The sequence below is a fragment of the Streptomyces sp. NPDC048370 genome, from assembly GCF_043200825.1.
In the GTDB taxonomy this organism is placed as follows: domain Bacteria; phylum Actinomycetota; class Actinomycetes; order Streptomycetales; family Streptomycetaceae; genus Streptomyces.
The window spans coordinates 1-10,858 of record NZ_JBICYI010000029.1; the positions used below are offsets into that span (position 1 = coordinate 1).

General features: G+C 68.5%; 11 protein-coding genes. 5 read left to right on the forward strand and 6 right to left on the reverse strand.

Annotated elements, in window-relative coordinates:
* The first annotated feature begins 162 nt into the window (after window positions 1-162).
* The 3 genes from ACGFYP_RS34495 to ACGFYP_RS34505 all read left to right on the forward strand — a co-directional run bounded on the left by ACGFYP_RS34495 (window position 163) and on the right by ACGFYP_RS34505 (window position 4,201).
* Window positions 163-1,024, forward strand: a protein-coding gene (locus ACGFYP_RS34495) for an IS5 family transposase (protein ID WP_393502042.1) whose coding sequence is annotated in 2 segments (ribosomal slippage) — window positions 163-476 and window positions 475-1,024 — 864 coding nt in all. Because the reading frame shifts where the segments join, the coding sequence is not laid out codon by codon here.
* Between the two features lie 473 nt (window positions 1,025-1,497).
* Entirely contained in the window at window positions 1,498-3,294 is a 1,797-nt protein-coding gene (locus ACGFYP_RS34500) for a protein kinase (protein WP_393502044.1), read from the forward strand.
* Between the two features lie 760 nt (window positions 3,295-4,054).
* On the forward strand, window positions 4,055-4,201 hold the full coding sequence (locus ACGFYP_RS34505) for a hypothetical protein (RefSeq protein ID WP_393502046.1): 147 nt from the start codon (window positions 4,055-4,057) through the stop codon (window positions 4,199-4,201).
* Here the strand turns inward: ACGFYP_RS34505 and ACGFYP_RS34510 are convergent.
* Both ACGFYP_RS34510 and ACGFYP_RS34515 read right to left on the reverse strand, forming a co-directional pair.
* Entirely contained in the window at window positions 4,196-4,321 is a 126-nt protein-coding gene (locus ACGFYP_RS34510; protein WP_393502047.1) for a hypothetical protein, read from the reverse strand. The two genes, ACGFYP_RS34505 and ACGFYP_RS34510, sit on opposite strands and share 6 nt — an antisense overlap.
* A gap of 192 nt (window positions 4,322-4,513) precedes the next feature.
* Window positions 4,514-5,194: an HNH endonuclease family protein gene (locus ACGFYP_RS34515; protein ID WP_393502049.1), complete on the reverse strand. Its 681-nt coding sequence runs from the start codon at window positions 5,192-5,194 to the stop codon at window positions 4,514-4,516.
* 30 nt (window positions 5,195-5,224) lie between these two features.
* On the opposite strand from ACGFYP_RS34515, the gene ACGFYP_RS34520 reads away from it, so the two are divergent.
* Window positions 5,225-5,908 carry a Ku protein gene (locus ACGFYP_RS34520; RefSeq protein ID WP_393502050.1) on the forward strand — a complete coding sequence of 228 codons (684 nt, stop codon included), beginning with the start codon at window positions 5,225-5,227 and terminating at the stop codon, window positions 5,906-5,908.
* Window positions 5,909-6,144: 236 nt separating this feature from the next.
* Here the strand turns inward: ACGFYP_RS34520 and ACGFYP_RS34525 are convergent, their stop codons facing one another.
* The 3 genes from ACGFYP_RS34525 to ACGFYP_RS34535 are packed head-to-tail and all read right to left on the reverse strand — an operon-like array spanning window position 6,145 to window position 8,989.
* Window positions 6,145-7,350 carry a cytochrome P450 gene (locus tag ACGFYP_RS34525; RefSeq protein WP_393502053.1) on the reverse strand — a complete coding sequence of 402 codons (1,206 nt, stop codon included), beginning with the start codon at window positions 7,348-7,350 and terminating at the stop codon, window positions 6,145-6,147.
* Window positions 7,350-7,886, reverse strand: coding sequence for a cupin domain-containing protein (locus ACGFYP_RS34530; protein ID WP_393502060.1), 537 nt, complete (start codon window positions 7,884-7,886; stop codon window positions 7,350-7,352). The genes ACGFYP_RS34525 and ACGFYP_RS34530 overlap by 1 nt, the downstream gene beginning before the upstream one ends.
* A 50-nt stretch (window positions 7,887-7,936) precedes the next feature.
* A complete protein-coding gene (locus ACGFYP_RS34535) occupies window positions 7,937-8,989 on the reverse strand; it encodes a type III polyketide synthase (RefSeq protein WP_393502055.1) in 1,053 nt (350 codons plus the stop codon).
* A 299-nt stretch (window positions 8,990-9,288) separates the two neighbouring features.
* Between ACGFYP_RS34535 and ACGFYP_RS34540 the strand changes: the two genes are divergently transcribed.
* Window positions 9,289-9,534, forward strand: coding sequence for a DUF2188 domain-containing protein (locus ACGFYP_RS34540; RefSeq protein ID WP_393502057.1), 246 nt, complete (start codon window positions 9,289-9,291; stop codon window positions 9,532-9,534).
* A 400-nt stretch (window positions 9,535-9,934) separates the two neighbouring features.
* On the opposite strand, the gene ACGFYP_RS34545 is transcribed toward ACGFYP_RS34540, so the two are convergent.
* Window positions 9,935-10,486, reverse strand: coding sequence for an RICIN domain-containing protein (locus tag ACGFYP_RS34545; RefSeq protein WP_393502059.1), 552 nt, complete (start codon window positions 10,484-10,486; stop codon window positions 9,935-9,937).
* Between the last annotated feature and the right edge of the window lie 372 nt (window positions 10,487-10,858).

Below are 10,858 nucleotides of genomic sequence, written 5' to 3' on the forward strand. Positions count from 1 at the left end.
TCGCCACCATGCACAACCTCGCCATGACACGCTGAAGCAGCAGGTCAGACGCCGCTTTGGCCTGCCGACGCCCAAGCTTCTGCAACACCCTTTAGAGCGTGTCTCTTTGATCGATTGGTCAGTTGATCGGATGTGTCTGTCCGATTAGTGATCACTGATGCGATGTGGGACCAGATCGAGCCGCTGATGCCGGCTGATCCGGTCCGCGGTCGGCGATGGGCCAACCACCGCCGAACCCTGGAAGCCATCGCGTGGAAGTACCGCACATGCTCGCCCTGGCGGGACCTTCCCCACGAGCTTGGTGCGTTCCAGACCGCTCACAAACGTCTGATCAGGTGGGCTGCCGACGGCACCTGGCAACGGATCTTCGCCGCCGTGCTTGCCCAGGCGGACGCGGCTGACGAGGTGGAGTGGGCGGTGTCCGTGGATTCCACTGTCTGCCGGGCCCACCAGCACGCGGCTGGGGCAAGGAAAGGGAGCGGACAGAGCAGCTGAACCTGCCGATCACGCACTTGGACGTTCCCGAGGCGGCCTGAGCACCAAAGTTCACCTCGCCAGTGACGGCCAGGCACGGCCCCTCGCCATTCATGTCACCGCTGGTCAGGCTGGCGACGCACCTGCATTCGAGGCCGTCATGGCTCGCATCCGAGTCCCGCGCACCGGCCTGGGCAGGCCACGAACCCGACCTGATGTCGTTCTGGCGGACCGGGCCTACTCTTCCCGGGCAATCCGCCAGCACCTTCGCCGCCGAGGCATCCGGGCCGTTATTCCGCAGCCCTCTGACCAGGTCGGACACCGTCTCCGGCGAGGCCGAACCGGCGGTCGTCCACCCGGCTTCGACGCGGAGGCATACAAGCAGCGCAACACCGTCGAGCGGTGCATTAGCCGTCTCAAGCAGTGGCGCGGACTGGCCATGCGAACAGACAAACTCGCCATCGCCTACGAGGGCGCACTCCACCTCGCAGCCATCTTGATCTGGACGCGCCTTGGGAAGACTGAGGGCGGCCGCTCGCCAGGGACCTGACTCAGGCCCCGGACGAGGCGTCGATTGCCCTCACCCGGCAGTCCGAGCACCTCCCGGACCTCTTCGCAACGAACAGATGCCGATAGACCGTCACCTGGCGCCGAGGGATGCCGCAGAGCGTCGCCTCATCCGCCAGGGCGTGCTCCAGGACTGAGCCGCCTGCTTCCAGGCAGGCCGCGAAGCTCGTCGGAGCGAGTCCAAACGCGAATCTGAAGGACCGGAGGCGGTGACCGAGCTGCGGCATGGCCACCACCCTCGCACGTGGCCCGATCAACGTGAAACCAAAGAGACAGGACCAGTCGAGAACGGTCGACAGTCACGGTAGGTGGGGAATCAAAGTGAGCAACTTTGGCCACCACCTGAAGCGTGGGGTGGGGAGGTTCAGGGAGCCTCATCACTCTCGTACCGTCATGCGGCACTAGCCTTGGGGCGCCGCAGTGATGTTCCAGGGGGAGCTACCTACCGTGCAGCCTTTGCAAGAGCAGGACCCCGAGCGGGTCGCCGACTACCGGCTTCTTGGCCGGCTAGGGGAAGGCGGCATGGGGGTGGTCTACCTGGCCCGGTCCCCGCGGGGGCGGATGGTCGCGGTGAAAACCATCCGCGCCGAGCTGGCAGCGGCCCCGGACTTCAGGCGCCGGTTCGCCAAGGAGACCGCCGTGGCACAACAGGTCGGCGGGGACTGGACTGCCGCCGTGCTGGCCGCCGACCCGGACGCGGCACTGCCCTGGGTCGCGACGACCTACGTCGCCGGACCGACCCTGCAGCAGGTGGTGGCGGAGCAGCACGGGCCGCTGCCGGAGCACTCGGTGCATGGCCTGACCTCCGGGTTGTGCCGGGCGCTGGGTGACATCCACGCCGCCGGGCTGGTCCACCGTGACCTGAAGCCGTCGAACGTCATGGTGACCATCGAAGGCCCGAAAGTGATCGACTTCGGCATCGCCCGTGCTCTGGACTCCACCACCGGTGGCCTGACCAACACCGGGGTGGTGGTCGGCTCGCCCGGATTCATGTCACCGGAGCAGATCCGCGGCGAGAGCCTGACCGAGGCGAGCGACATCTTCTCGCTCGGCGCGGTGCTCGCCTTCGCCGCCTCCGGGCGGCTCCCGTTCGAGGTGGCGGGAGGACAGCTGCACGCTCTGATGTACAAGGTGGTGCACGAGCCGCCGGACCTCACCGGCGTGCCCGAGCCGCTGCGTGAACTTATCGAGACCTGCCTCGCCAAGGATCCGGCCGACCGGCCCACTCTGGCCGAACTGCGGGACCGGCAGGAAACCCAGTACCGATCACTGGGCCCCTGGCTGCCGCTGGAGGTGCTGACCCGGCTCGGCCAGGAAGCCGTCCAGCTCCTCAACCAGGAGGACCCGCACACCCGGATGACTCCGGTCGACGCGGATTCCACCGCCGACGCGATAGCCGCAGGCCCAGCCAAACCGCTGTACTCGCCCACGGCCCTCGACCGGGAGCCCCGGGCATCCCAGCACGACCAGGCCGTACGAGCGCAGGAACCGCCGTCCCGTCTGGCCGACGAACGCCGCCGCGCACGCGGCGAGACGAGCCCGGCCGACGGGTACCGGGCCGCTGTCTACTGGTTCCTCACCCTCTCCGCCCTGGTCTCCACACTGACGGTAATCCAACAGGTCATCGTCGCAACCGACCAAGGACACGTGTATGACGACGCTATCTTTCCGTTCCGGGTAGATGTATGGGAGAGATACCTGGAGCCGTCGGCCTGGGGAAGCCCTGCAGAGCGCGTCCTCTGGACGGCCCAGCTCCTCTTCGGCATAGGGCTGGTAGTGAGCTGGCTGATCTGGTCCGCCCGCGTGCGCTCCATCGCCGAGCAGTTCGCTCCCGGCCGGCTGCGATACCGCCCGTACATGGCGGTGCTGGGATGGTTCATCCCGGTCGTGAATCTCTTCCTCCCCAAGCAGATCGCCAACGACGTCTGGCATGCCTCCAGCCCGCCTGGCCAGGGGGGCGGCGCAGACCCGGCCCGTCTGTTGCGCACCTGGTGGGCCGCCTGCCTGGTGACCCTCATGACCTGGCCGCTCCTGCTGACTTCATGGACCACGTTCCGCAAGGAGGTGAGCATCGAAAGGAAGGTAACCGTCGCAGGCAAGAGCGTTTGCTGCGAGTTGGACTACCGGTATGAGTTCCAGCCGGAAACCTGGTTCATTCTTACTCTGCATCTGCTGGTAGTGCCGGCAGCGATCGTCACCGCCCGCTACGTCCACCGGCTGACCGCCATGCAAGCGGCCAAAGTCCAGGGCTGACCGGTGGCCTCGACTTCACGGTCCGTCGGTTCAACCGGCGGGCCGTTTGGGTTTGTCGGGCTGGTTGTGGGCAAGCCCATGGCCTGCCTGTCACGCCGGGTTCCACGTCTCCAGGGGTGGCGATGCTCGCCGCTGGGGTGTGGTGGTGTTGCCGGCTGTCGGGGTTCGGCAGCACCGGAGCCCCTCACCGTGTAGAGCACACCCAAGCTCCCGAGGGAAGCACCCAGGTGCTCTCGAAACTCGGCGACATCGCTCTTCCACAGTACGGAGTGCTCTCGCCGTTGAGCGACAAATACTCTCGGTACTCACCTACAAAGCCACACGTGCATGGACGTGGGGCTGCGGCGTTTCCAGCCCACCATCTGCTCCGTGCGAGCCCACGCTCCGGGCGTCCTACCAACGATCCCTGGAGCATTCGACTCCCTAGGTCCCCTTCGGGCTCATTACCCCGAAATGCGCCGCCTTTTAGGACTTGCCGCGCTAGGCCGCACACGGGCACGTCTCGGGGTTCCCCACGGGAACCCCGCCTCGCCGGCCTTCTCCTGTCCTCAGGCGGTCGAGCCCACCGAAGGGGTGGAGGGCTGGCCCAGGGCCACGTTCCGTCGCGCCTCCGTCCACTCGCCGGGAGGGACGGGTTGCGCGTCTTACCCAACTGTCCTCCACCGTGCTGGCCACACACCCCGTGGCCGGCGTAACCAGTGCCGTGTGGACGCCCTTTTTCTACCGTTGGAGGACCTTCTTCATAAACCAGACCGAGCTCGTGTACGTGATCGCGTTCGTCGTCACCATGCTGGTGGCCGGCGGTGTCGCGCTCCTCGCCTACGTTCGGCCCAAGACCGCTGTGCCGCTCACGATCTCCATCGCGGTGGTGGCGATCGCGGCGATGGTCCTCAACCCCGGGTCATGACCCGTACGGAGCGGCGAGGTATTCATGGACGAGGTCGACAAGGAATTCCTCGACCTCTCCGGCGAGGTGCTCGTGGTCGAGGAGTTCCTCGACCACGACCTCGTGCGAGTGCGTGCGCAACGGCCGGCCCCTGGGTGGGACCGGCCGTTGCGGGCACAGCAGAGGCCCCGCCGGCACGAGGGGCGCGGGTGGGGCCTGCCGGGTTCCGCCCGGTTGACGGCGGGGGGAACCCTTGACGAGCGGTGCGGTCCGCTCCGCCCTCAGCAACGACCCGGCACAGCTACGGATACGGGCCGAGGTCGCTGGCGCGGGCTACGGGGCGGGCGTGTAGTGGACCACGGTGGTCTCGCAGGTGTCGGCGTAGACCTTGATGGCGTCGGCCTCGGCCTGGTCGGCCGTGAGGCCCCAGCGGAGCTTCGTGGCGGTCCATTCGCCGACGTAGCGGCAGTGGGCGTCGGGCAGCGGTGGCATCCACTCCGCCGGGTCCTGGTCGCTCTTGGAGCGGTTCGACCGGGCGGTCACCGCGACCAGACTCGTGGGGGCGTCCTGGTCGTTCGCGTACGCTTCTCGCCGCGCCGGTGTCCACGCGCTCGCGCCCGAGTCCCAGGCCTCGGCGAGCGGCACCATGTGGTCGATGTCGAGCTTGGCCGGGTCGTTGACCTGCTGGCCGTCGTAGTAGCTGCTCCACGAGCCTCCGGAGAGCTTGCAGCCGGTGGCGACGGCCGGCGCTTCGGCGGCCTCGTCGAGGAGGACCTCGGCGCGCGTGTTGCAGCCGTCGGTGCGGTCGAGGCCGGCGTTCCAGTGCTTGAACTTGTCGCGGGTGTACCCGGTACGGGACTCGTCGGCGACCTCGACGAGCTCCAGGGCGTCGGCGAGCGCGAGGACCTCGGCGCCCGCCGGCGCAGCGGAGGCGGCCTGCGCGGTCGTGGGGACTGCGAGCGGGGCAAGGGTGAGGGAGAGCGCGGCGAGGCCGCGAGCCATGTTCTTGATCACGAACACGTGGGTACCGGCCAACACCGCCCGGTGACCAGCGGTTTCGCCGACAGCTCAGCCGTGGGGGTGAAGAGGTTCACCGGGGAAACGGTCCGCCACATCCGGCTGGATGGGGGACACCGTGCCTCGCCGTACGTCCTTCTACGGCGGGCGCTCGGGCGGACCTCGAAGGTGGCGGTCGCGAAGTTCGCACTCCGCGGCCGCGAGCGCCTCGGCCTGGTCCGCCCGTACGGCGACGCCCTCCTCCTGCACGCGATGCGCTGGGACGACGAAGTGCGCGACCCCGCCGAGCTCGCGCCGGACGCGGTCGACCTGACCGAACGGGAACTCACCGAGGCGATGGCCCTGCTGGACGTGCTCTCCGTGGACCGTCTCGACGAGCTGGAGCTCACCGACCACTACTGGGACGCGCTGGTCGAGGTGATCGAGGCGAAGGCCGAATATCGTACCCCGGCCGCCGCCCCCGAAGGCGCGGAGGGCACTCCGGCCGGGCAGGTCGTCGACCTGATGGCCGCGCTGGAGGAGTCCGTCGCCAAGGCCAAGAAGGCCCGGGGCGAGACCAGCGCTGGGGACGCGACGGTGCACGAGATGCCGAAGAAGAAGGCGGCCCGTAAGACGCCGGCGAAGAAGACCACGGCCGCCAAGAAGAGGACGTCGGCGAAGGAGTCGGCCCCGAAGAAGACAGCGGCGTCCCGGCGTCGGAAGTCCGCATAAACGTCGGGCTGCGGCCGCGGGCGTGAAGTGTCCCTTGTCATTCAATCGAGGAGCTTTGACAGCGAACTCAGCCGAATCGACTTCTCTGGCAGTGAATCTAGTCGTGAGGGGTAATCGAGCTGGGGGTGTTGTGTGTCGGTATCGGACGGGGGTGGGCACGAACCGACCACCGGCCCGCGCACGGGTACGGCCCGCCGGCCGCTGCCGGGCTGCGGCCCTGGCTCCGTCCCGTCGGCTTACCAGGTCACTGGCAGTCCCACCGGTCCGCGGATGAGCACGTCCTTCTGCCAGACCACCTCGCCGGGATCGACGGCCAGCCGCAGGCCCGGCAGCCGCTCGATCAGCGTGGTCAGGAGCAGCTCCGCCTCCAACCGGGCCAGCAGCGGCGCCAGGCAGTGGTGGGGGCCGTAGCCGAAGGCCAGGTGGGGCGGGCCCTGGCGGTCGATGTCAATGCGGCCCGGCTCGGGGTAGCACGACTCGTCCCAGTTGGCCGCCACGTACGAGACGTACACGGCCTCGCCCCGCCGGATCAGGACGCCGCCCACCTCGACGTCCTCGGTGGCGATGCGCGCCTGTCCCACGCCGTGCTTGTGCGGAATCCAGCGCAGCAGCTCCTCAACGGCGGCCGGCACGGCCCCCAGGTCCGACCGCAGCCGGCTCATCAGGCCGCCGTTGGTGAGGAGTACGTACGCCATGTTCGAGGTGTGGTTGCGGACGGCGTGCCAGCCGTTGATCCCCATCAGCAGCGCCAGGGCGAGGAGTTCCTCCCCCTCGATCCTGCCGCTCTCGACCGCGGCTCCCAGCGCGCTCATGAGATCGTCCTGCGGCCGGGCCCGCCGTTCTCGGGCCAGCTCGCGGAACGAGGCGCGGGCGGCCTCCTTGGCCTGACGGGCCCGCTCGACGCCCGCCTCGTCCGTCGCCCTCGTCAACACGGTGTCCGCCCACTCACGCAGCCGCGGCCGGACGGCCTCCGGCACGCCCAGTAGAGCTCCGATGACATGCAGGGGGAACGGCGAGGTCACCTGCCGGACGAGGTCCGCGGGCGGCCCCGACGCCACCATGCGGTCGAGCAGTTCGTCGAGCACCGCTTGGGCGCGCGGACGCAGCGCCGCGATGCCGAAGCGGCTGAACGCCGAGGAGACCACTGAGCGGATCCGGGTGTGGTCGGGGGGATCCACGAAGCTGACCGCCCGGTCCAGCGGGACGAGGTACCTGTTCATGCTTGGCAGCGGCCGGCCGACGATGTCCCGGCTGAACCGGGGATCGGAGGTGACGAACCGGACCACATCGTGCCGCGTCGCCAGCCAGCACTCGCCAGGAGCCCCGTGCGGCAGGCGGATCCGGACGACCGGCGCGCCTCGCAGTGCCTCGCGGAGGAAGGGGTCGAAGTCCAGCGCTGTCAGATTCGCAGCCTCGTACACGGGGGGAGCGGTGTCCCGCATCACTGGCTCCTCGCCGGCCGGTCGTGGCGCAGCGGGGTGAGCTGCTGGATGTCGTAGCGGCGGCGCAGGGCCGCGATGGCGGTGTGGTCGGTGGGTCCGTCGGCGGACAGGATGTCCATGAGCTCCTCGAAATACCGCTCGTGGTCCGGCGGCGGGGACGACTGGAAGAACATCCTCGCCGGGGCTTCGGTGGGATTGGCGAACGCGTGCGGGCAGCCCGGCGGGACCACGATGACCGTGCCGGGTGTGGCGCGGACCACGCCATCCCCCTGCGAAGACCGCCACCCGCGCCAACCGTCGGGAGTGCGCACGCGCGGCTCGAAGGCGAGGACGTCGAGTTCCCCTTCGAGTACGTAGAAGAGCTCCTCGCTGCGGGTGTGGACGTGCGCGCCGACGTCGAAGCCGGGCGGTACGACGACCTCGAAGCTCGATGCGCTGCGCGACTGTTCGCCGGTCGCCTTGAACGTCACCTGCTGCGCGGCGGTGCGCAGCGTGCGACCACCGCCGGGCGGCACGATCAGGCCGCCAGGCGGCAGCGGGGCCGTGGGGGTGGCGGATGTGATCGTGGTATCTGCCTCGGGAAGGGTCACGGCGTACGGCTCCAGCGGCCCAGTGTCATCTCGGCGGTGATGCCCGGCCCGAATCCGGCCAGCAGGCCGCGCGCCCGGTCGGCGGCGCCGCCCTCGTCGAACAGGCGGCGCAACGCGTCCAGTACGACGACGCTCGCCACGTTCCCGTACTCGGTGAGCGTGGCCCGGCTGAAGCGGAAGGCGTCCGGGGGCACGCCCAGGAACTTGCTGAGGTCGTCGAGGATCCGCGGCCCCCCGGCGTGCACGATGTAGAAGTCGAGGTCGGACGCGTCCCAGCCGTATCCGTCGGCGAGGGCGCACAGCGCGGGGGCGAGCGGCTCCATGGTGCCCGGCACCCGCTTGTCGAGCAGGAAGTGGAAGCCGGTGGCGCGTACGTCGTACGCGATCCAGTCCTCGGTGCCCGGGACCAGGTACGAGCCGTTTCGCTCCAGGTGGATGCCGGCTCCGCCCGTCCCGCGGACCACTGCGGCGGCCGCACCGTCGCCGAACAACCCGTTGGACAGCAGCGACCCGATACTGACGTCGGTGGGCTGGTAGCACAGGGAGCAGAATTCACAGGCCACGATCAGCGCGTTCGCCTCCGGGTAGGCCGTGCAGAAGTCGTGCGCCCGGTTGATCGCGGCGCCGCCGGCCGCGCAGCCCAGCTGGGCGATCGGCAACTGCCGGGTGGTGGACGGAAATCCCATCGAGTTGATGAGCCAGGCGGTGAGCGAGGGCATCATGAACCCGGTGCAGGACACGTAGATGATCAGGTCGATGTCGGCGGCGCGCAGCCCGGCGTCCTCCAGCGCCCGCCGTACGACCAGGGGCACGCGGGCCTTGGCCTCTGCCGCGTAGAGCCGGTTGCGCTCTTCGAAGCCTGGGTGTGCGAGTGTCTCCTCGACCGGTTGCACCAGGTGGCGGGTCCGTACCCCGGTGTTCTCAATCAGGCGTAGTGAGAGGCCCAGTTGGGGGTGGTCGGCATGGCGCGAGCGCGCGAGCTCAAGTGTCTCCTCCATGGTGATGACGTACTCAGGAACCGACACGGCAGGCCGACATAACGTCGCCATGCAACACCCTCTTCCCCACGGGCACCCAGAGTGCCCGGTCCGGCTCAACCCGGTGAGTAACGATCACCCTCGGTATGGGTCACAGCGGTCCGCAGCCGGCACCGCGGTGTGGACCGACGGATGGAAGTGAGACGGTGCAGCAAGACCGCCGGGGCATGCCGAGCGGCGAGGCACGGTGCCAGACTCCGCGAGCCCGGAATGATCCGAAAGGCAGGCGCTACCTCACTCCGAGAAGAGCCGCACCCATTGACATTCAACCCAGTCGCCCGAGATCAGCGCGCTGCAGGCGACCATCTTCGATGTCGAAGGACATGAAGTGGCAGGTCGAGGCCAGGGAAGGCGCCCGGATGCTGCGCGAGCCGCACCGTACACAGCAGGACGCCATCGACTCCGACCGCCAACGGGCAAAGGACCACACCCCCGCGCAGGTCGTCGTCCACGCCCGCGACGGACACATCCGCACCGCGTACACCTACGGCGACGCCCCCGCAGCATCCCCAGGCGAGCGCGGCCGCCGGCCTGGTGAACGCGGGGGCGTGTTTTAAGAGGTCATCTCAATTGGTCCGGCCGCGCGTTTGAATGCGGGTGGCGTTGAGGGACGGCTCTGCCACATGAACACGCCATGACGAGTCCTGCCGCCTTCCGGGACCAGACCAACTGGTCCAACGGCTACTACGAGCTGGCCATCGAGGTCGGACGAGTGATGACGCTCAGATTCAAGCCGTCCTGAGTACGCTGTGGTCTGCCGCAGACGTTCACGGGTGCTTCGGGCAGAGAGACAGTGAACCTGAGGAGCAGAATCCCGTGCCGTGCACAGTGGGATCACTCACCGAGTTCGGACACCTGCACGGTCAGGTCCGCCTGCCGACGGGCCAACTTGCTACCCCGGCGTGGCAAGAGTGAACGGGCGGGTACCCGGCCATGTGCCCGGCACCCGCCCAAGGCTCACGCCGCCTTGATGTAGAAGTACTGGTTGGGCTGGTAAGTGCACGTCCACAGCCGCGCGGGGGCGCCGTTCTGCGTGCTCCAGTCAGCTATCTCCAGGCACTTCTGGGGGGAGTAGCTGTAGTCCATGGCGAAGCCTGTCCCGCCGTAGAAGCGCTGGTTGAGACCGTAGTGGCAGCCCCACTGGTTGGCGGTCGCACCGTTCCCGGTCGCCCAGCCGCCGATCTCTAGGCACCTACCACTGTTGACATTGATGTAGTAGTTGGCATCGACGTCGTCCGACACGCCCCAGCGGTACCACTTCTGGTTGTCGCCACCGGTGCAGGTCCACTGGCGGACGGCTGCGCCGTTGTCCTTGCTCCAGTCCGCCACCTCAAGACACTTCTCCGAGTGCTTCGCCTGGATCGTCACGGTGCCCAGGTAGATGAAGGTCGGCGTGGCCGCTTGGACCGGAGCGGCTGAGAGGCCGAAGACGAGACCGAGGGAGGCGGCAAGAACAAGCAGCCCGTGCCGAGCGCGGGCGAAGAAGGTGAGCTTCATGGTCCTCTGCAATCGAGAAGAAGAATCCGGCAATGGCCGGAAAACGACGATCATGATCGCACAGGTTTCGCGACCAACTGGCGCCTTGAACCGCGACTTGGGCCATCACACGAGGCACGACCAGACGGCCGGGCGGAATCGACTCCTCCGGTACGCCCGCTGGGGCACCGACTGTTCGACTTCGGCGCGGAAGCCGGAGTCGCTGGTGCCGGCGTAGCCCTCGAACATCTGGATGCCGAGGTAGCGGTACTGGACGGCTCCGGCGATGACGCCGCCGGGCGGCGGGGCATCCGCTGGGGCGGACGCCCCCTCAACACCGCAGCCTGACCAACCGCGAACAGCAGCCCCCGAACGCCGACGGGGCAAGTTCAGGGGGAAAAGGAC

What these genes read in the sequence shown, in the direction of transcription:
- ACGFYP_RS34525 (WP_393502053.1), bottom strand. Translation starts at nt 7,350, where the DNA reads ATGCGGGACACCGCTCCCCCCGTGTACGAGGCTGCGAATCTGACAGCG.
- ACGFYP_RS34535 (WP_393502055.1), bottom strand. Translation starts at nt 8,989, where the DNA reads ATGGCGACGTTATGTCGGCCTGCCGTGTCGGTTCCTGAGTACGTCATC.
- ACGFYP_RS34540 (WP_393502057.1), top strand. Translation starts at nt 9,289, where the DNA reads ATGTCGAAGGACATGAAGTGGCAGGTCGAGGCCAGGGAAGGCGCCCGG.